Raw genomic sequence first — 20,338 nt, forward strand, 5'->3', positions numbered from 1 at the left:
GTTAGCCTATTCTTGCAAGAATAGGCTAACAATACCCCTATGTTTGCAATACCCCTATGTTTGCAATACCCCATGTTTGCAATACCCCCATGTTTGCAATACCCCCCATGTTTGCAATACCCCATGTTTGCAATACCCCCATGTTTGCAATACCCCATGTTTGCAATACCCCCATGTTTGCAATACCAGTATGTTTGTAATATCCCTATGTTTGTAATACCCATATGTTTGCAATACCACTATGTTTGTAATACCCCTACAAAACATCACCCATATATTCGCAATACCCTACGTTTGCAACACCCCTGTACCTGCAATACCCCTGTAAAACATTACCCATATGTTCGCAACATCCATGCGTAACATCACCCGTATGTTCGCAACACCCTTATAACGAGTCTTGACGTTGCGTATATTTAACCCCCTAACACCTAACATTACGACAACGTATGGTATGTACACTAACTAAACGACAATTCACAAGCGAATAATTTTGGCGTGTAAAACAGGTGTGGTGTGGTATATAGGTCAAAGTATGGTTTAAGGGTGAAGGGTGGTTTAAGGGTGAAGGGTGGTTGTAGCGCGTTGTAGCGCGTTGTGGTGCGTGTTTTAAACCTTTATAGCATCTTGGTTTTGAGCGTATCGCGTTTTTATCTTTTTCCACGCATACCCCCGCTAATATAGCTAAAAAGCGTCACTTTTTTTTTTGACGCAAAAACAATGTTTTGAATTTTCATGTTGTAGTACGGTCAAACCTTTACTGTGTATATATTCTAGCTGACGCTTAACTTTGTAACACGATTTGTAGTATAAAAAGTTGAAAAAAATTCTTCAATTTTATCCAGTGGTGCGAGTCGTTGGGAGTGGTGCGAGTCGTTGGGAGTGGTGCGATTGGTGCCAGTGGTGGTGCGAGTCGTTGGGAGTCGTTAGGAGAGTTTACAGGGGTTGGGGAAGCGTTTACAGGGGTTGGGGAAGTACAAATAAAAAAAAACCTACCAACTTTCAAGTACGGTAGGGTTTGAAATATTTGTTAAATGGTATATATTGTTTTTTGTCGTATTTATTATCACAATATGTCTGAACAAAGTAATGTTGATGATATCAACCCATTGTCAAATGCTATTGCAAAAAATGTAGGTATAGCTTTAAACGTTATTACTATAATGTTAAAAGGTTTAAGAGCGCAACCAAATTTTGACAATCAAAAGTTTAATAAAGATATTTTAGAATTATCAGAAAAAGTGACTGATGAGGATTTGAAAAAGTTTCTTATAGAAGTATTACAAATTAGTTCAGATGATTAAAATATGTATTTTACTCATCACTACATTCGTTTTTTAACTCGTGTAATCGTTTGATATTTTCCTGAGTAACGTTTAAGATAGTTGGTTCGTTGGCAGAATTTTCTAACAACGTTCTTAAATCATCTTCAGCATTTTTCTTTGCAATAATGATAGCCGCAAATAAGTTTTTTAACGGTTCACCATATTTAAAGTTACGTTGTAAATTTAAATATTTTCCAAAATTTGTACAAGTATTATCAATTAAGTCTACAATTTTATTTCTGATTACTTCTATATCACCTTTTACACTAGGGCTTAATGTTAATAACTCAAATCCAATACCGATAGGATGAGTTTTTGCATAATTGAAATAATCTACATTATCACGTAACTCAACACTATATTCTTTAATATCACCATAGCTTAATTGTTCCCAGAATGATTTTTGATTTAATCCTAACTCTTTAGATAAGTTTGCAAGTGTTTCTTCATTTGTTTCAAAATTTCTTAATTGTATTTCAGTTTGAAACAAAAATTGTGAACGGGTAACAAGCTTCATTATTTTATATGCGATTGTATCAAATCCCATAGGGTGAGCTATTTTTTCACTACCAGATTCTAACAAACTGATAGCAATTTTATTACCATCCCCAAATTTAATAAGTTTAGTTTCGCTGTAAATAAATGGTTCTGTATACTTTTCTTTTATAGCGGTACAATACCAATCGATAAGTGTATTATCCTTACCTTGAAAACTTCTAGCTTTTACGAATGGTTCACTTTCAGCTATATCGTATTCAGTACCTTCTACTAAATAATCACCTTGAGTAATACCTTTAGCATAGTTACCAGCATTATTGTTATAGAATTTTGTGAATAATGCTGTCTCTATCATATAACCATTTTTAACTAGATATTTATTCCAACTCATACCTAGTTCATATTTTAGTTCTGATACTTTATTTTGATTTTCACTTAACCACTTTTTACCCAACTCAGTTACAAAGTTTTCAGTTTTTAATTCATAATCGAATTGATTTAAATTGTAATCAGTATTGGCATCTACTTGATAAAACTTTGCCATATGAGTTTTTAAATTATCATCAATCCATTTCTGATAATTAAAATCTTTTGTAATTTCAATATTAGATTGTATCGATTCGTCAAAGTGTTCTAAGTATTTAGGATTATTTGTTAGTATCTCGTGAAAAGTTTTACCAATAGGTATGTGTTGCCAACTGTAAGCTGTACCATCTGTTATACTTCCCATACCGTTAATAGCATTGGTCATTAACCAAGCTCCACTTCTCGCACCTGCTGTAATTTGGTTTGATGCCATAAGATTATTCATGGCTAGATATAAACAAGCTAATACACCATAACCGCTATTTTGGAATAATTTAAAAACTTCCTGAATAGGATTTTTTGCTTTTTTGAATTTATTTCTATTGGTTTTTAATTCTAACCAATATTTATTAATAGGAAATGCTAATACAGCATTATTTTGATAATGATGATTTTGAACTTCTTTAAATCCGTTCTTAATATCGAACTTTTCAATACAAGATTCTTCAGGCAACGATGCTCTTAGCTTTAAATACTCTGGTAAATCGTAAGCTATTAAATCACCTGGAAAGTAACAAACAACATCACATTTTAAATCAAGATATTCTTTATACCAATCAGATGGCAATTTCTTTAATGTTTCAATAGTCGATTTTGTGATTAAACCAAATTTAATTTGTTTTGTTAGCAATGTACTTTCAGCACTACGTTTTGAAGTTTTAAAAGCGTTAAACTTCTCTACACTTTTACGACTTTCGTTAACTTCATACAATTGTTGTTGCTTAACTGATTTTGGCTTGAATCTCAAATCTGATAGCACCAATGTGTTAATAGCTTTATCTAGATTGCCAGATACACGAATAAACCATCCGTCATGTGGTGCCTTTTGATTTTCAATAAGTTCTAAAGCTTCTCTCAATGTGATTTTATATTTATCATATTTACAAGTTAGGGTAATTGGTTCACCTAAATACACATTCATTTGACTCATGAATGAAGCGTAACAACTTTTTAAATCACAATCTGATAAATATCCTTCTAGATATTTTTTACGAGCCATACGAGTGTATAGAAGCCCCCCAACTGTGAGGAATGGTTGACAACCAAAATCATTAAGTGGGGTATTTTCTAAATTCTCAAGATTACCTAATTGAATTATTTTTTTAATTAACTTTTCATTATTTTTTATTCCTTTTAGTTCATCTAATAAACTATATAATCCAGATTCAGTACGTTTATTTTCAACAGTATTTTCAATATCTGTTATTTGTTTTTTAGATATTTCTATTTCACTATTTAACCTTTTAATTTCAGCATTTATATTATCTAATGTTGCAAATTGCGTGTTTAATATGTCTAATTGTTTATTATTTTCAGATTTTTTTAATAATTTTATTTTTTCGTTTAAATCTTTTTTACTTCCAATAGCACTTTTTTCTAGTTGTAAAGTTGTTTTTTCAAATTGTAATTGGTTATGCGTATCAACTAGATTTTTATATTCATCATTAAACTCGTTATCAATTGATTCTGACAAGTTGTTACAATCTTTTTCAAGTTGTATAGCATTTTTTGAATTATCACAAAATTCTTTTAGTACGCATTGCACTAAGAATTTACTAACATTACTTCCTGTAGTGTCACTTATATCTATTGGTTCGATGCCAAATGTAGCGAGAATAATATTATAAAATTCTTGCTGTTTCAGGTTTAAATCCCATGTAGCGAAAATATCAACAGCGTTGTATTGTAATGCTTCATCTGGTAATTTTTCTAAGAAAGTTGAGAAATTTTCTTTAATTTCATCTAAAGAATTAAAGCCTAATGCGTTTGCAATTATCCAGGTGTTTACATTTAGTTTTTTGGTAGAAACTTCAAAAATTGTAGTTTGAGCATCTAATGATTTGTTTTGCGGTGGAAATCTATACATAACTTCTCTCAGGGGATATTGAAACTCATACAATACGCCATTAACCGTATTGTATTCAGTCAGGGGAAGTTCTCTACCGTAGGAACTACGGAATTTTAAGCAACGTTGTTGTACTAAGCTAGCATCTAGTATAGTTTGCTGGTGATTCTTCCCCCAAATTTTGAAAAAATCAGCAAATCCGTAAAAGAATACAAACGGTATTACAACTTTTGAAGGTTGAATTGTTACTAAGTAATCACCTGAGACATCTTTAGTAAGTTTTAAACAATCAAAATCAACATTAATGTCAGCTAAATAATGGTCAAAGTATCCTTCATCTTTCAATTTTTTAAACGCTTTACCTATTTGTCTTGAGTTAGTATTAAAATCTATTACTTCATTTACAACGGTTTGTATTTTATCAATAACTTCAATTAAATAATCTTGATTAGCTGGTTTAATATCATAGTTAAAAGCTTGCAATGTTGATAATACAGGATGAAAATCTTCTGTTAATTCCTCATAAGTAAAAATTACTAAATAATCATAAAATAATTCTGGAAAGTAGATACCTATACAATCAACTTTCAAAAATTTTTCAATACTATTAACAGCTTTTTTAGTAAATTCTGTATCAGCTACAATACTTGTATTACATAGCTCTGGCAGAGATATAATAGGGTTATCTTTATAGATATTTAAGTTTCTATCGACAAAATAAGGCATTTTTAAAACTGCGGTGAAAGTTTCTTAGACTCTCACCGCGTATTTTACTAGAGTGGTTTAATGCTGGTTAACTTAGGTACTTTCAAACCTTTAACTTTTTTAGATGGCTCTAACTCGAATTGAACTTTTAAACCTTCAGCACTTTCAACATCTAGGTTGATATTATCAAGATTTTTAAGTTCAGATTCTTCAATTAATTTAAGTTGAATCATCAAGCGAGTTAAATCGTTGTAATCTTTAGTTCCATCAGCTTTATCATATTTTTCATTGTTAAGTGTTTGACGTGTCCAGATACGATAAGTAACAGGTTTTTGACTACCTTCAGATTCAATTTGAAATTCAAACTGTGCAGCATAGGTAACTTCTTTACCTTTTTCTATTTCAGTACGTTCGTCAATTTCAAGTACACGAACGATATAACCTTCAACCAACCCTTTATCATTGGTTTGAACTTTGTTAGCAATTTTTGCTTTAAGAGCCATGATTTTTTACTCAACTTTTACAATTTTTAAGGTTTAATACAGGTATCAGCTTTTTTCGCTTTTTGATGGCTTGTCATCACGACAGTCATCAATTTGTTTTTTAGGTAGTTTGTTCAAGCGCTTTACCCTTGCGCTGTTATTAATAATGTAACCCAGATGAATCACAAATGTGTTACTTGTGTGCCAATTTATTAAGTGTCACAAATGAATCACAATTGACATGCTAAAGTATAATAGATAGAGTATACATATGTGATGCATTTGGATAAAAACTTATGAAAACTACACTTAAAGACTCTCAAATATCTATTAGATTCAATAGCGATGTACTAGAAGCTATGAAAAATGCGGCTAGTGCTGAAAACATATCCTTATCAGACTTCATTACAAAGATGTTTCAAGAGCGTGATAAAAATTCAAAACTTGAATCTAGGTTAGAAGCGTTAGAGCGCGCTGTATTTCAACATCAACATTCACAAGCTGCATAACATTACTCAACCCTTTACATTGTTAAAGGGTTATTTTTTCTATGCCTGTAGTAAAGCTTGCGTGTAAATCTGTTTGCACTAGGTGGGCAATCTGGTAAAAATCCGTGAATTTTTTCAAATGACTCTGGATTATACAAAATACCATTTAAATTTATTTGCCATCGATTATTTGTTTTGTAGGTGATGAAAATAATGTTTTCTCTCACACCTTCACTAATCAATCTAATTGATTCTTTTTCTGAAGCGTATCTACAAAAATGTTTCATGTTAAAATAATTAAGAGTAACTGACCGCAATATTTGAACTTTTATACTAACCTTACAACAACCCTTGCCGAACGTATTAAGCAAGGGTTTTTGATTAGGTTGTACTTTTTCAATCTATCCGGTTTTTCTAGTCTCAACCTAAAGTGCGCGTAACTTTACATTTCGTTACAATTCAACTCAACCCTTTGACTTTTTCTTTTTTGGTGTAATTCTCAGAATCTGATTACCTGGTTTCTTGAATAATTTGTTCCATGTTTTCAGCGCTTTAATGTATGGTGCGTAATAATTCCGGTCGAATTCAGGGTATTTAATCGCTAATTCTCTCGCTTGCATATCTACTGAAAAATACATGTTTTCAATTAATTCTTTAATAGTCGTTGGTGAACTACTATTAATCGATATATCAAGCGGAGAATAATTATTTTTTATAAATTTACTATTGCGACGGTTTTTTTCATCAGCACTTTGAGTATTGGATATCATTTCTAAAAATATTGAATATTCTGATAAAAGCCAAATTAAATTTGGGTTGAGAGGTAATTCATTTAATTCAAACATTCTAAAAATTATTTTGTATCTAAGTGCTGATAAATTTGCATATTCTTCATAGTACAAACCTGTATCACGCATATTGTAAGGAAAATTTAATTCCCAGGATAACATCCTACTACCCACTAATGAGAACAAATGAACTAAACAGGAGTTTTCAAATTCTTCAAATATCAACGGAAATTTGGAAAATATTGATATAGCCTTAAGTTTGTTCATTTTATTTAAATAACAAATTTTCGACTGGAAGTTATTAGTCAAATCTGAATAATCATTATAATTATCTACTAAATTATCAATATTGATTTTTGTTAGATTGTCAGTAATCAGGTCTTTAAATAAAATATCGTCCATTTTTAATTTTTGTATACATTAAAACAATATTATTGAAATTCAATAAGTTTATCTTATCAATCGTCAACATTTTTAAAAATCTAAATTTAATTTAAAGCACTCCGTATGATTTCCAATAGAGTGCTTGATTTAAAGTTTACAACATTACTCGCCAGTAATAATCTGTATCAACCTCAGATTAATTGCTTCAAGGCTGTTTAATGCTGCATTAGTAGTTCGCTGATGTTCTGTAAAATTTGCCAAATGTGTTTCGTGGCTATCGCGTAATTCAAGAAGTATATCGTCGTATATAGCACTACGATTCAATACACGATTAATATCGTTTGCCAATGATTGTACTGATAGATTAGTTTCAGCTATTTGTACTTGTGTTTCTAATTGCTTACGTGCAAGTTCGGCTAATATCGCGTAAATTTCTTGATTGTTATTACCGTTATTATTTACGTTAGTCATTGGTTATACCTGTTTTAAATTATTAACTCTGATTAATTGTTCAAATCTGTTTTCAAGTGTTTTTAATTCATGCATATAGGTATTACAATTTTCATCTATGTAAATACCTAAATAACATTTAAGAGCTTTATTTATCACATCAGACTCAGACATTTTTAATTCTTCCGCTTTTTGTTTCAAAGCTTTGACCATATCTTCAGACGCTCTAAAAGTTTTCGGTTGTAGTGCCATAACTCATAAGTTGTTTGTATAGGACAATTCCTACTGTAACACAAAGCGCTTACAATCGTATGCGTTGTTTTTCTATGGTAAGTCAAATTATCATAAGAAATTTGTATGCGTATGCGCTTACATATTCGCTTACAGATGCTATATTGAAAGAGTGAAAGGAACGAACACCGGACGCAACCCGGATGAACAAAGCAATCGAGCCGCATCACACAAAAACATCACACTATAAGGACACAAAATAATGACACTCTCACAAAACTTAATCGCAGAATACAAATCAATGTACCCTAACGACGGTGTTACACTCTGGAAAAAATATGTCAAGCAAGATTTTGGTGATTTACGTAAACCTGAGAATAAAGCAAAAGCCGAGCAATGGCTTGAATCAATTAAGCCGATAGACCCCACAAAATCGCCTTATTACGATATGACACCTGCCAAACTTCCCGCAAACGTAGACCCCATTACAGGAATGAGTTTTAAAGATGTTTCAGAGCAAGATTTAGAAAATTGCGACAATCTCACTAATCTAACTTGCAGCTTAACTTCTGCCATTGATGACAATCCTTTATGGGACGGACGCGCTTGTATGATTCCTGACGTGCCACCTCAACACCAAGCCGAATACATAGCACGACTAGAACGAATCGCTAAAATGGATGAATTTTTATCCGAATCAACCGAACGTATCGCGCTTACTCGAAAAATCGTTGCTTTGCGTGAATGTGGTGTGCCTGAAGCTTTTCAAATTAGATGTGTGTCGGCACTGTTGCAAGAAATGAGAGATTACCTTGATACAATTGCTAGCACTTGTCAGGTAAATAATGACGTTGAAATAACGCTTTACTACCCCAAAAACCGTGAATGTTTTGCTGTTATTGGTGACACAAAAGGAACCGAACTCGGACGTGTGTATGGATTTGAAGCTGAAGAATTATTTATGGTTGTTTCCGAAAGTGGTGGTGATAATGCACTTGATTTTTTAGTCGAGTATGTTTAATTAAACTTAAGACACGCTACACAAACCACTAATCAACTCAACCTACTTAATTTAAAGGATTTATCCACCTACGACTGGATACCAGAGATAAACATAAGGTGTGCATTCAAATTAAATATTTTTCAACTTTGCGGCTATCTACTGCCTAAAGTGGCAGTACTAGTCAAAAAATCTGAAAAATTATGAGAGTAACTATCAAACCTCACAACCGCTCATTTATAGAGAAGATTTCCGTACAGGCAGAAATAAAAGATTACTCTGAAGTAATCAATTATTTAATCCTAGAGTTGAAACGTTTAGGATATTCTTTCAATGCTCAAATGCCCGTATATCAACCACTTCCACAATCTCATCAACCTGAACTCGAATATACACCTCCTACAGATAGTTTGCTCACTCCTAGCGAACAGTTAGACCCCATTATCAGCCGATTAGCAGAGCTTGTAGACACGTTTTAACTATGAACAACCTGGATTTAGCAATACACATCAACTCGATTCTTAGACACCTGTGGCTATTGCAGCAATCGAACACCGATACACCAGAGTTACGCGCCAGTTATCAAATTTTAGAAACACTCAACCAACGATTACTCAATCAGGAGACAAACACATGACATTCTTTAACAACTTGCTGGTAATACTCGATAAAAATTTACATCTTATTGCTGAAGAGATTAGAAACATCAGAGAAAATCAGGAATATGACCGCCTTAAAGGTTTGCTCACTGATGAAGAGAAAATACGCTTACTCAAGTACGAACTGTATAGCTCGACTAGTGCTAACGTTAACCCTGAAAAATCACAAGAATTACGTAAGACAATTTCACTTTTATCTGATGAGATTGAGCAAAAACACGCACGTGACAACTGTTTAAAAACTTACTTACATGAAGGAGCTAAAACGTTTTTAACACTAACAGCGCTTATCGTAGCGGCTAGTTATAGTGTGCAATGGTCGGGTGTATGTAATCATGTAAACTCTGCTTTCTGTCGTAACGCTCGAATGATTCCCAATACCGTAGAGCGCTATTTCTATGACGAACCATCGTTGGTAAATCCTGAAAAGTTTAACGTCAACATCGACCAATCAAAATAAAAACTTGGTTTAAAAGTACTGGCAATAGTTTTGCTACCTGTGCCAGTACTTACCTCAAGTCTAGTTAATCACCACTAAAACATAAGGATAAAGGTATTATCTCATGGCAACTAAAAAGAATCCAATCACTGACCCCACTGGTGAAAAATCTGCAAAAGCCAGAGCAGAGCAAGACGAACGAGTTCAAGCGCGAGTAAAAGCAAAATTAGAAGGGGTGAGAAGTGCTGGCGCAAAAGCTGCGGAAATTGCTCAAAACATAGGTACTACCTTACAACCCGTGACAAACACAATCTCAAACGTTGCTAACGCTGTAACTGCCACTGCTGCTACTGCTGCTAATACAGCGAACAACATTACTCAAGCACTATCACCAACGGGAACCGGGTATCAAGGGCAGTACCAATCGAGCCAACTTACAACTAACACCGATATATATGGTGGGTTGTCGATGCCTACCGTAAGCTTCGATGGTTTGATGCCAAATGATTTGTTAAATCCTTCTGGATTACCGAAAATTTCTGAAGAACAACTTACTACCGGACTTGCTGAGTACGCAGGCGCAACACGAGCGCAAAAGTTGTACCAAGCTGGATTTAAATATATTGAGGAAGTTGGTAAGACTAAACAACAATTCCACAAAGCAGAGCAATCACTTATCAAAGCTTCTACTGAAAGTGTCAAAACTCAACAGGAGATTGTTCGCTTTGACCGTCAAAATGTCGAGCTAGCTACTGATAGAGAAAAATTAGAACAGTCTAATGAACGCTTGAAACAATCTCAAATTACGACTACTGCAATGCGTAATGAAACTGCACAACTAGCTCTGAAGTTTGAAGCGCAAGAGGGTAAGAGAGAAGCTGAGATTAATAGTATACGTGCCCAAACACAAGACGTAATTCAGAAATATCTCAAAGATTCAATTAACAACGGACAGTAACTAACACACTAGGGAATTGAAATATATTCCCTACTTAACTACACATTTAGGTAACTATCATGCAAGCATTAAATCAATTCAAAAATAATTTATTTATTTTCTCATTCGGTTTAGGATTGGCATCAACAGTAGCAATATTTCAACCTAACTCAACATTTAAAGATGTTGGTAAAGTAGCGTTAGGCTTTTCAATTGCTGGTGTTGTGGTAGGGGAGTTAGCAACTGGTAAAGCTATTACTACAAGCAATCAAGATACCTCAAAACTTGATGAAGAGTTAAGAGCAAAGGAAAAAGAAAATATTGCTATTACTCGCAACCTGGATAAAACAATTGATGAACTAGCTAACATCAAGACTCAATCATTAAAGCTTGAAACAGAAGTACAGCAAGCTTTAGAGATTATTCAATCTAGAAATAATGAAATAACTAACGCTTCTAATACTATTTTTGACTTGCAAAGCAAATTAACAGCAGTTGGTAGATTCTCAACTACAGAAGCTTATAAGATGGTACGTGACACTTATAAAAGAAGTGTTCATAAATTAGAATGTCACATTGACGCTTTAATGCGTAATTATTCACCAGTCGCAGATGATTTAAACAATGTGTTAATTGAAGTTGATAAGTTTCGTAACCGTTGGATGACTAAGTTAGAGGAATATGAAACTATTACTAACTTCAATGAATTACTTGATACTGGTTTAGACTTTCAACAAAAAATTATTGAAGGTTGTATTGAGTTAAGAGTTAAAGGGCAAGTAATTGTTACTCGTTATCTTAATGAACTGTTAGAAGACTCGGTTAGTTATTCGATGTATGAAACTGATATTACTAATTTACAGTTACATGCTGGTAATAAGATTAAAGAACAGCGAGATGAATTAGAGCAACAAATTAGAGCTATTGCAACGGATTTTGTAGGGTTGAGTAATCAATATATAGAACGCTATGAAACAAATTACACCGAACTAATCGAACAAGGTAAACTTGCCATCACCCTATTAAGAGAACGTGACGCGCTAATAGAACATTTACAAACTGAGTTAGAACAATTACGCAAACCTTGGACATTTACAGGTTCGATTGATTATGCGGTAGCTGGTAACTCGATTATCAACTTCTATTATCATGCTTACGGGTATGTGCTGGATGCTATGAACTGGCAAGAAACTGAAACAGGTTATACCCTAACGTTTGCTACTGGTAGAAACAAAGTTTACCTTACAGCCGACATGTTGCACGATAAAGACAATAAAGAACAGTTGGCAGGACTGACTAACGCTTTACAGTTACCAACTTTTACACCTAATTATCAAAATGGTTTGATGGTATTGGAAGTCGTTACACGCAAGCCAAACAAAATTAAACCAATTGAAAAATTAGAAACTGATGTCTCTAAAATTTGGGTGAGTGCTGATAAGTTTGAGTCATTTGTTAAAAATTTTGAGCGTGTAAGGATTACTGCTGGTAGTACAGGAGGTAAATCACCAACAGCGAAAAATTTAGCACTGGCAATCATGAAAACTCGTAACGGTAAAGGTGAGTTGAGACTATATGACCCCCAACATGGAAGTAAAAAAGACTTCTGGAATATGCCAAAAAAAGGTATAAGCCATGATGACAACTTTAGCGGTATGAAGGAACTATGCGAATTAATAGACGTTCGTCGTAATGGTTCAAACCATAGCTTTGTACTTTACCTATTTGATGAAGTTGATAACACTATTGCCAATTTAAATAAAAAAGCTAACGAGTTTAGAAACTTACTCAAAATAGCTATTAAAGAAGGTTCTCACTGTAATGTTGGTGCAATTTTTATCGGACAGTCAGCAGATGCAAACGAGATACCCGGTATGACTCATAGCAATTGGAATAACTGTGTAGCTATCCACATCGGAAGTAACGCGGGTATCGCTATCGACAAGTTGACCACTATTACCACTGAAGATAAAACACGATTGCTTGAACAGTACTGCAAGATACAGGACTACTGCGATAGAAAAAATGAGGAGTTGGGGCTTGATATCTTCACTGATGCAACCGCTTACAGGTTCGCGTTAGTTGTGCCATTGACCGGACTACCAAAATTCATACAATTACCAGACTTCGATAGCTATGACTACAACGATGTAATGGACGTGCAAAAGTTTGATATCAAAGATGATAGCTCGACCGTAAAAACCTCCATCGATGCATCAACAGTACAAATCAAGTGCCCATACTGCGGTAGTGAAAAATTCAGAAAGCATTCTCGCGTTAGTGATGCTACACAGTACAGATATACTTGTTCTAATGTTTCTTGTAAAAAAACATTCGTTGCAAGCAAGTTAACTAACAGTAATTAACGACTTATAGCAGTTGGTATGACGTTTGACTCTGCCAAATATCCGCCAACTGTCGCCAACTCCCCCGCCAACCATTGCCAAAATATCGGCTGAAAGTATTGATTTTACGTTGTTGGTTTTTGGTTGGCTACCAATTGGTTTTTACCTATGGGGGGTCTGTTGGTTTTGTTGGCAGTTTACCAATTAATGTTAGGAAATAAATCAAGTGTTCGACACTAGTTAAATAATAAACGGCTATTTACTAACAATAACTAAAAGTTTTTCAACTAATAGTTATTTCTCAATAGAAGATTGAGATTCTCAATAGTATTTTTCTCTCCGCAGTTGGATAACAAACCGTCAACAATTTTTAGTACATAGGATAGTTCAAAAATGATTACTTCAACCAATGGAAACAAGGCTACACAAGACTTACAAGAATTAGAGATGATTGCTACTGAAAAACTAGCAACTGTTAAAGAACGTAAGCAGAAGGAATACAAGAACCCGCTTATTGACTGTTCATTAGTCCTAGACGCTGGAAGTAAGCGCATTAAGTTTATGCTTAATGGCTACGAATCAACGATTGAAAGCGTTTACAAGGAAGTCAAAGGGGATTTACCAAGTGGAATGGCAGGATGTTTCAGGTATAAGAATAAAAACTATGTTGTAGGTCGTGGTAGTGATTCGGTACTTGGTGAACTAGTAGAAGCTCAAAAGGATAACAAAATTAAAAAGCTTGACATATGGTTACTCGGAGCTATTACCAGTGATTCAGATTTTCTAGACGATTTAATAGAAGATAAGCGGAATCGTTATAAGGGTAAAGCTATTCGCTTAAATGTGGATATTAAACTATTATCCTTATCCAGCAATCGTTTAGGAGATATCAGCAAAGTACTTCAGAGTATAGACAGTTTTCTATACCGTGGTAGAGAATTTACTATCGAGTTTAAAAATTTGAAGTCAGAGTTTATTTTCTCTGAAGGGTACGGAGCGGCATTAAGCGCTAGAAACTTGTTAAACGATGGAACAGATAATTTTGCAATTCTAGATTTAGGTGGTGGAACACTCACCCTAACTACTTACAAAGCTGGAAGGAAGTTACCAAAAGTTTTAAACCGTTCGGTAGCCAGTGGTGGAGGTATGCAAAATCTAGCAAGTCAAATTTTTATCAGCCTGAATAAGACTGATATAGGGGGTGAAAGTAAGAGTCTAAACAGTATCTTTGAAGCGTTGAAAGCTTGTAAAACCCTGGATGAAAGTTATTTAGTGCCTTATCGAGTTGGCAACAAAACAGAAAATATCGCTGATAGTGTAATTGATGGTATTAGTAACTGGATTGCTGATAATCCTAGTATTTCAGATATTCTCACTAAGGCTAGTCAAATATTAGTAAGTGGAGGTTCAATATTCGCTACTGGTGGGGGTTTTGCGTCTCAAATCATTGCCAACAAGCTTAAAGGCTATATCACAGATGGCATTGAGAGCGGTCATTTTGAAGTGTTAGACAATCCACAAATTATTAACGTTACTGGGATGAAATATATTTAATCAAGTTTTTCAATACTGATAGCCAATACTGAACACTGAAGCAGATAAACACTGGCAACCAAAACGAAACGACTGCGAGTATTTGCAAATCTTATACTTCAGTCGCTTCTTAATTTTTACTTAACAATACTGACTTGACACTTACACAAATAGGCTAATATAATGGGTATTGTAAGTACAAAAGGATTTTAGAAATGACTACCAACGATATTACAGCATTTGCTCAAAAATTAGTCGGTACTTGGAAACTAGCTACACAAGCTACAACAGAAGATTCCCGTAAAAAATTATGGGATGAATGTTTACAACTTTGCGACACGAAACAGTCTGAATTAATGGGCAAGTATGCCGAATCAACCGTGATTAAAGTACATACCCCTAAATATCGCAAAGCAATTGCAACAGAAGCGAACATGTTAGACGTTAGTCTTAAAGGTGGGTACAGTTACACGTCTTACCCTATGGCATTCTGGAAAGTCGATCCAGGTGCAAAAAATGAGATTGACTCACGGACTAAAGTAACGACGGGTGTCAAGAAAAAGGATTCTAAGCGTGTGCCTGTTGAATGTCGCGAAGCTTTACTCACATTAGCGAACGATTTACTCTCAATTCCAGCCACTAACGCACAATCAATTTTTAAAAAAGCACTTGCCATATCTTTGTTAACTGGTCGCCGTTTTTATGTGGAAGTTTGTAGAAACGCTAATTTTTACGAATTGGAACAAGTAACAGATTTTAATCGAACACTTGGATTTATTGGACAAGCTAAGGGCGGGTTTGAAAAAGCAGAACAGTGCTATGAACTTCCTACCTATGCCGAAAATATTGATTTACTAATAGAAAATACAGAGCTAGTTCAAAATTTTGTAAAGAGTAAAGATTGGTACACAGATGATATAAGCGCGCAAAATTTCCAATCAAAAATTAAAAGTCAATGTGAACTCGCTCTTAGAGTTTTTAATGAAATTTGTATGCCTTATGATTTTGCAATAACCATAAAGGATTTACGCGCATTGTATATGGCTTTTGCATATTATGATTACAAAATTCTTACTAAGCGAGTACCTGATATAGATAGCTATATTGGTTCAATTGCTGGTCATGATGTACAAACCGAGTCGGGAACATATTACCGCGTAGGGACTACCGAACACTACAAAGCTTTTATTGATGCCCGTTGGGATGATTAATAAAAACTAACAATACCCCCTTGACATTACATATGGGTATTGTTAGAATTAATTAAGTTAAACAGATATCTAAATCAAGGATAACTCAAATGTCACCAACTAAAGACAGTCAAAAACCTATCAGTTTCAGAATAAGCAATCAAGAAACAATTAATAAATTCACAACATTTAAAGGAGATAAAAACAATTCAGATTTCATAGCGGAATTATTGGATGCTTATGAACAATTACATGGTAAAAATTGTTCTACCACACAAGAAAATTATTTTCCTAACTTACAAGGTAAAGATAGACAAGAGAAAGAGCCAGTATTAAAAGAAATGTTTGGATTGCAACCCAACGACCCTTTATTAATGTCTGAGTGTGAATTGTTAGAAAAAGCTAGTGAATATTCTGGTAAATCTATTTCCGAGTTGGCTCTTGAAGGACGGATATTAGTAGCTAAAAATGAAATAGGTAGACAAGTTCAATACGCTATGAATAAAGGTGTTAAAGGTAAAGCTGATGAAAGATTAGCCCAAACCTTAGAATTTATGAAGCAATCAGGTCAAAAATTAAGCATCAATCGATTAACACAACTCAGTGGTAGTAATCGTAAAACTGTTGAGAACTGGTGTGAACGCAACAACGTAGTGTTTGAATAATTTACAATAGGGGTGGTAATTCACCCCCTTTTTTTAACTATGAATGATTTTATTAAAGATTTACTAAGAAAAAATTTCACTGCGAAGACAATCAAATCGAGATGTTTAAAACAAGGATATGAAGTTACAGATACTCAGATAGAAACTCTAAGAAATGAAGTCAATTTAGAATTAACTATTGAACGCCTTAACAAGAAAAACAAATCCGAAGAGAGTAAAGGGATTATCCCGCTATTCACTGAACAGAACACCTATTTTGACTTTGCTAAAAAAGTAGGAGTAAATACAGAGTACAAAGACGTTGTAGAAATGATATCGGTAGTTCAAAAAATAACTGCTGATATTTTCATACGTCAAGCATTGTGTTTAATGCGTGCATTAGAAATTCAATCGGAAGGACAATTTATAGACTTAGAAGTTTTATGGCGCGGTTACGATATAGCGCTAAAAGGTTTGTGTAAAGCTTGGGGTATAACTAATTTAGTCGATGTTAATGCAGCATTCCAATGTTTAGAAAGTAAAGGATATCTCACAGAAAATCATGCTCTATCCCAAATATCAGAAGTACACGCAAACAATTAATAAAAACCTTAAACCTATTCCTAAAGAATGGGAAACTTTCATTGCTTTAACTACTATTCGTAGTGGGGGTGAAATGAAACGATTTGAAGCGTATGAATATCAAAAAATATTAGTAAGCTTGATGCAAAAGCACCCAAATATTGTTGTTTTAAAATCGCGTCAGATGGGTACTACTCAAGCTGTACTTTCCAAATATCTACATGATTCATGCTTAAATGCAGCTAGCTCTAACATTTTGTTTATGCGTAATGGTGATGACGCAAGCGCAATATCTAGACGCGCTCGACAAATGTTATCAAGTATCTCGGAATATGCGATAGCTGATAATGATAATGTTGGCTATCTAAAGATTAAAAACGGAGGTGATTTGTACTTTAAAAACAGTAGTTCTGAAGGTAGTAGAAGTCTTGATAGTGCTACGGGAATGCTATTTGATGAAGCGGCATTTGTGGAAAATATACAGCAAATTTATGCTGCTAGTAGTCCTAGTAGTGCTTTATCAGGAAATAAACTAAGTAAATTAATTGTATCTACACCTAGCGCTAAAAGTGGTTTTTACTGGGATAAATTAAACGAAAATAATGGGAGTAACGATATTGAACAATTAGCAATTGATGTAAGTGAAGGAAAATTATATAAAGAATTACCGGGTGTTTATTGGTTCATTGATAAAGTGGGTTGTTGTAAATTAATCATTCACTTTTTAGCACATCCAGTTTATAGTCAGATACCTAATTATTTAGAATACAGATTACAGCAAGACGGTACTGATGAAGAAACTGTACAACGTGAGTATAACCTACGATTTGTTGATAGTGCTGTAAGTATTTTCAACCCTGAATTAATACGTAAAAATGCTATTGGTTGTTATGAAACTGTTAGAGATAATGAAGCAACTTATTATGCAGGTCTAGACACATCAACATTTGGCAGTGACTACACTGTTTTAGTTGTTTTAAAATATAAGAATGGTAAATATTCAGTAGTTAATATATACCGAAAACGTCAACAAACTAGCGACTATCATATATACCAAATTAGCGAACTACTCAACCTGTACAAACCTGAAAAAATAGGTATTGAAACTACTGGAGGTGTTGGTCAAATTTACCTAGAACAACTTACTAAATTACATCGTGATATCAATTTTGAAGCTATAAAAACAACAGGTGATAGTAAACCAGCAATGATAACTAGTATGGTGTTAGCACTGGAAAAAGAAGTTTTAAACTATCCTGCTAACTGTCCTTTAGTTGATGAAATGTTAAGTTTTAGAAGGCAAGGTAATAAGCTAGAAGCTAGTACAGGTAAGCATGATGATTGTGTAATGTCTACAACTTTTGCACTCGCTATTACACCATTTAATAAATCAAAAAGATTATGGAGTTTATCAGATGTTAGATAAAGTAGATAATTGTTTAGTTTGTTATTACACGTATAGAGAGAGTTTAGTAATTCTTGCAGAAGTTGTTGATAAAAAAGTCAGAATCATAAATAGCAAGACTTTTATAAAACAATCTGTAGAAGTTGTAGGAAATTATTTAAAAGAATGTAACAAGTTGTTTCAATCTAAGATTTATATAAATCGTTGCGAACCTCTACAACTAGTTTGTAATAATAGATGTACAGAAATAGATATAGATGAAGTTGAATTGAATAACCTTAACGACTTATGGGATAGCCTGATTAGCCAAGATAGAATTACAGCACTCACGTCAAACTTTGACGTGTCACAAGAAATTGAAGATTACGGATTACGACTGATGATTAAAGTTTTATCGCCAACTTTACTAACTGTAAACAGTAGATTAAGAGCAGTAGGAACTGTAGTTACTTTTAGAAAAATCAACTCTTTCAATCGAAAATATTAAGTAATATAAGACACCTTCCCGCATCTCGTAGCCGTCCCTAACCATCCCTAAACATCCCTACCATCCCTAAAGTTGGTGGGTTTTTTTATTATCCATATTTCCCCCTGGATAGCCTGGATGGTTGCCTTAAGATGTTGGGGGTTGTTCATTCTCACCGATTCTCAATAATGTTGACAGTACTTCTCAATAATTTGTAGACGAACTCGCATATTTTTTAAAAAAAGTGGCAGTTCGTCTACAAAATTTTAGTGTTACACAAATCTACGTATAAAGTTTGAAAGTGCTGCGTTTATTGAAGTTTAGACATGTTGCCAAATGTTCGCGCTTCTCCGTATTGGCGCATTTTACCACTATATAGGGGCTGAGAGAAAAGTTTTTGCGAGGTGTGAAAAAAGTTTTTGCAAGGTGTGAAAATCTCTCACCCCGCACCACCACTGGCACCAATCGCACCACTCCCAACGACTCGCACCACTCCCAACGACTCGCACCACTGGATAAAATTGAAGAATTTTTTTCAACTTTTTATACTACAAATCGTGTTACAAAGTTAAGCGTCAGCTAGAATATATACACAGTAAAGGTTTGACCGTACTACAACATGAAAATTCAAAACATTGTTTTTGCGTCAAAAAAAAAAGTGACGCTTTTTAGCTATATTAGCGGGGGTATGCGTGGAAAAAGATAAAAACGCGATACGCTCAAAACCAAGATGCTATAAAGGTTTAAAACACGCACCACAACGCGCTACAACGCGCTACAACCACCCTTCACCCTTAAACCACCCTTCACCCTTAAACCATACTTTGACCTATATACCACACCACACCTGTTTTACACGCCAAAATTATTCGCTTGTGAATTGTCGTTTAGTTAGTGTACATACCATACGTTGTCGTAATGTTAGGTGTTAGGGGGTTAAATATACGCAACGTCAAGACTCGTTATAAGGGTGTTGCGAACATACGGGTGATGTTACGCATGGATGTTGCGAACATATGGGTAATGTTTTACAGGGGTATTGCAGGTACAGGGGTGTTGCAAACGTAGGGTATTGCGAATATATGGGTGATGTTTTGTAGGGGTATTACAAACATAGTGGTATTGCAAACATATGGGTATTACAAACATAGGGATATTACAAACATACTGGTATTGCAAACATGGGGGTATTGCAAACATGGGGTATTGCAAACATGGGGGTATTGCAAACATGGGGTATTGCAAACATGGGGGGTATTGCAAACATGGGGGTATTGCAAACATGGGGTATTGCAAACATAGGGGTATTGCAAACATAGGGGTATTGTTAGCCTATTCTTGCAAGAATAGGCTAAC

20 protein-coding genes are annotated in these 20,338 nt (G+C 34.3%); 15 read left to right on the forward strand and 5 right to left on the reverse strand.

Annotation, left to right across the window (positions count from 1 at the left end):
• Positions 1 to 863 precede the first annotated feature (863 nt).
• Positions 864 to 1,022, forward strand: coding sequence for a hypothetical protein (locus AC2JBO_RS30085; RefSeq protein WP_496957306.1), 159 nt, complete (start codon positions 864 to 866; stop codon positions 1,020 to 1,022).
• 51 nt (positions 1,023 to 1,073) lie between these two features.
• Positions 1,074 to 1,304 (forward strand): hypothetical protein, encoded by a 231-nt coding sequence (locus AC2JBO_RS30090; RefSeq protein ID WP_496957307.1) that lies wholly within the window; start codon positions 1,074 to 1,076, stop codon positions 1,302 to 1,304.
• Positions 1,305 to 1,314: 10 nt separating this feature from the next.
• On the opposite strand, the gene AC2JBO_RS30095 is transcribed toward AC2JBO_RS30090, so the two are convergent.
• Both AC2JBO_RS30095 and AC2JBO_RS30100 read right to left on the reverse strand, forming a co-directional pair.
• A complete protein-coding gene (locus tag AC2JBO_RS30095) occupies positions 1,315 to 4,980 on the reverse strand; it encodes a hypothetical protein (RefSeq protein WP_496957308.1) in 3,666 nt (1,221 codons plus the stop codon).
• A gap of 47 nt (positions 4,981 to 5,027) precedes the next feature.
• Positions 5,028 to 5,462 (reverse strand): hypothetical protein, encoded by a 435-nt coding sequence (locus AC2JBO_RS30100; protein WP_496957309.1) that lies wholly within the window; start codon positions 5,460 to 5,462, stop codon positions 5,028 to 5,030.
• A 275-nt stretch (positions 5,463 to 5,737) separates the two neighbouring features.
• Between AC2JBO_RS30100 and AC2JBO_RS30105 the strand changes: the two genes are divergently transcribed.
• Complete coding sequence (locus AC2JBO_RS30105) at positions 5,738 to 5,950, forward strand: DUF6364 family protein (RefSeq protein ID WP_496957310.1); 213 nt, start codon at positions 5,738 to 5,740, stop codon at positions 5,948 to 5,950.
• A gap of 443 nt (positions 5,951 to 6,393) precedes the next feature.
• On the opposite strand, the gene AC2JBO_RS30110 is transcribed toward AC2JBO_RS30105, so the two are convergent.
• The 3 genes from AC2JBO_RS30110 to AC2JBO_RS30120 form a co-directional block, all read right to left on the reverse strand.
• A complete protein-coding gene (locus AC2JBO_RS30110) occupies positions 6,394 to 7,119 on the reverse strand; it encodes a hypothetical protein (protein ID WP_496957311.1) in 726 nt (241 codons plus the stop codon).
• A gap of 144 nt (positions 7,120 to 7,263) precedes the next feature.
• Positions 7,264 to 7,572 (reverse strand): hypothetical protein, encoded by a 309-nt coding sequence (locus AC2JBO_RS30115; RefSeq protein WP_496957312.1) that lies wholly within the window; start codon positions 7,570 to 7,572, stop codon positions 7,264 to 7,266.
• Between the two features lie 3 nt (positions 7,573 to 7,575).
• Positions 7,576 to 7,803, reverse strand: coding sequence for a hypothetical protein (locus AC2JBO_RS30120; protein WP_496957313.1), 228 nt, complete (start codon positions 7,801 to 7,803; stop codon positions 7,576 to 7,578).
• A 241-nt stretch (positions 7,804 to 8,044) separates the two neighbouring features.
• Between AC2JBO_RS30120 and AC2JBO_RS30125 the strand changes: the two genes are divergently transcribed.
• The 12 genes from AC2JBO_RS30125 to AC2JBO_RS30180 all read left to right on the forward strand — a co-directional run bounded on the left by AC2JBO_RS30125 (position 8,045) and on the right by AC2JBO_RS30180 (position 19,003).
• Complete coding sequence (locus AC2JBO_RS30125) at positions 8,045 to 8,803, forward strand: hypothetical protein (RefSeq protein WP_496957314.1); 759 nt, start codon at positions 8,045 to 8,047, stop codon at positions 8,801 to 8,803.
• A gap of 182 nt (positions 8,804 to 8,985) precedes the next feature.
• Positions 8,986 to 9,261 (forward strand): hypothetical protein, encoded by a 276-nt coding sequence (locus AC2JBO_RS30130; RefSeq protein ID WP_496957315.1) that lies wholly within the window; start codon positions 8,986 to 8,988, stop codon positions 9,259 to 9,261.
• Positions 9,262 to 9,263: 2 nt separating this feature from the next.
• Positions 9,264 to 9,419 (forward strand): hypothetical protein, encoded by a 156-nt coding sequence (locus tag AC2JBO_RS30135; protein WP_496957316.1) that lies wholly within the window; start codon positions 9,264 to 9,266, stop codon positions 9,417 to 9,419.
• The gene (locus AC2JBO_RS30140) at positions 9,416 to 9,901 is read left to right on the forward strand and encodes a hypothetical protein (protein ID WP_496957317.1); all 486 of its coding nucleotides are present in this window, start codon (positions 9,416 to 9,418) and stop codon (positions 9,899 to 9,901) included. Before AC2JBO_RS30135 ends, AC2JBO_RS30140 begins: the two co-directional genes overlap by 4 nt.
• Before the next feature lie 103 nt (positions 9,902 to 10,004).
• A complete protein-coding gene (locus tag AC2JBO_RS30145) occupies positions 10,005 to 10,838 on the forward strand; it encodes a hypothetical protein (protein WP_496957318.1) in 834 nt (277 codons plus the stop codon).
• 59 nt (positions 10,839 to 10,897) lie between these two features.
• Entirely contained in the window at positions 10,898 to 13,183 is a 2,286-nt protein-coding gene (locus AC2JBO_RS30150) for a hypothetical protein (RefSeq protein ID WP_496957319.1), read from the forward strand.
• A gap of 372 nt (positions 13,184 to 13,555) precedes the next feature.
• Positions 13,556 to 14,716, forward strand: a complete 1,161-nt coding sequence (locus AC2JBO_RS30155; protein WP_496957320.1) for a ParM/StbA family protein — start codon at positions 13,556 to 13,558, stop codon at positions 14,714 to 14,716.
• Between the two features lie 194 nt (positions 14,717 to 14,910).
• Positions 14,911 to 15,906, forward strand: coding sequence for a protelomerase family protein (locus tag AC2JBO_RS30160; RefSeq protein WP_496957321.1), 996 nt, complete (start codon positions 14,911 to 14,913; stop codon positions 15,904 to 15,906).
• An 89-nt stretch (positions 15,907 to 15,995) separates the two neighbouring features.
• Positions 15,996 to 16,550, forward strand: a complete 555-nt coding sequence (locus AC2JBO_RS30165; RefSeq protein ID WP_496957322.1) for a hypothetical protein — start codon at positions 15,996 to 15,998, stop codon at positions 16,548 to 16,550.
• Between the two features lie 39 nt (positions 16,551 to 16,589).
• On the forward strand, positions 16,590 to 17,132 hold the full coding sequence (locus AC2JBO_RS30170) for a hypothetical protein (RefSeq protein WP_496957323.1): 543 nt from the start codon (positions 16,590 to 16,592) through the stop codon (positions 17,130 to 17,132).
• Positions 17,092 to 18,537 (forward strand): phage terminase large subunit family protein, encoded by a 1,446-nt coding sequence (locus AC2JBO_RS30175; protein ID WP_496957324.1) that lies wholly within the window; start codon positions 17,092 to 17,094, stop codon positions 18,535 to 18,537. Before AC2JBO_RS30170 ends, AC2JBO_RS30175 begins: the two co-directional genes overlap by 41 nt.
• A gap of 154 nt (positions 18,538 to 18,691) precedes the next feature.
• On the forward strand, positions 18,692 to 19,003 hold the full coding sequence (locus tag AC2JBO_RS30180; RefSeq protein ID WP_496957325.1) for a hypothetical protein: 312 nt from the start codon (positions 18,692 to 18,694) through the stop codon (positions 19,001 to 19,003).
• The last annotated feature ends 1,335 nt before the right edge of the window (positions 19,004 to 20,338 follow it).

The sequence above is a fragment of the Calothrix sp. CBUCES-K 9914 genome (genome assembly GCF_059640475.1).

Coding starts and splice junctions, on each gene's coding strand:
- AC2JBO_RS30090 (WP_496957307.1), top strand. CDS start 1,074: ATGTCTGAACAAAGTAATGTTGATGATATCAACCCATTGTCAAATGCT.
- AC2JBO_RS30095 (WP_496957308.1), bottom strand. CDS start 4,980: ATGCCTTATTTTGTCGATAGAAACTTAAATATCTATAAAGATAACCCT.
- AC2JBO_RS30100 (WP_496957309.1), bottom strand. CDS start 5,462: ATGGCTCTTAAAGCAAAAATTGCTAACAAAGTTCAAACCAATGATAAA.
- AC2JBO_RS30105 (WP_496957310.1), top strand. CDS start 5,738: ATGAAAACTACACTTAAAGACTCTCAAATATCTATTAGATTCAATAGC.
- AC2JBO_RS30110 (WP_496957311.1), bottom strand. CDS start 7,119: ATGGACGATATTTTATTTAAAGACCTGATTACTGACAATCTAACAAAA.
- AC2JBO_RS30115 (WP_496957312.1), bottom strand. CDS start 7,572: ATGACTAACGTAAATAATAACGGTAATAACAATCAAGAAATTTACGCG.
- AC2JBO_RS30120 (WP_496957313.1), bottom strand. CDS start 7,803: ATGGCACTACAACCGAAAACTTTTAGAGCGTCTGAAGATATGGTCAAA.
- AC2JBO_RS30125 (WP_496957314.1), top strand. CDS start 8,045: ATGACACTCTCACAAAACTTAATCGCAGAATACAAATCAATGTACCCT.
- AC2JBO_RS30130 (WP_496957315.1), top strand. CDS start 8,986: ATGAGAGTAACTATCAAACCTCACAACCGCTCATTTATAGAGAAGATT.
- AC2JBO_RS30135 (WP_496957316.1), top strand. CDS start 9,264: ATGAACAACCTGGATTTAGCAATACACATCAACTCGATTCTTAGACAC.
- AC2JBO_RS30140 (WP_496957317.1), top strand. CDS start 9,416: ATGACATTCTTTAACAACTTGCTGGTAATACTCGATAAAAATTTACAT.
- AC2JBO_RS30145 (WP_496957318.1), top strand. CDS start 10,005: ATGGCAACTAAAAAGAATCCAATCACTGACCCCACTGGTGAAAAATCT.
- AC2JBO_RS30150 (WP_496957319.1), top strand. CDS start 10,898: ATGCAAGCATTAAATCAATTCAAAAATAATTTATTTATTTTCTCATTC.
- AC2JBO_RS30155 (WP_496957320.1), top strand. CDS start 13,556: ATGATTACTTCAACCAATGGAAACAAGGCTACACAAGACTTACAAGAA.
- AC2JBO_RS30160 (WP_496957321.1), top strand. CDS start 14,911: ATGACTACCAACGATATTACAGCATTTGCTCAAAAATTAGTCGGTACT.
- AC2JBO_RS30165 (WP_496957322.1), top strand. CDS start 15,996: ATGTCACCAACTAAAGACAGTCAAAAACCTATCAGTTTCAGAATAAGC.
- AC2JBO_RS30170 (WP_496957323.1), top strand. CDS start 16,590: ATGAATGATTTTATTAAAGATTTACTAAGAAAAAATTTCACTGCGAAG.
- AC2JBO_RS30175 (WP_496957324.1), top strand. CDS start 17,092: ATGCTCTATCCCAAATATCAGAAGTACACGCAAACAATTAATAAAAAC.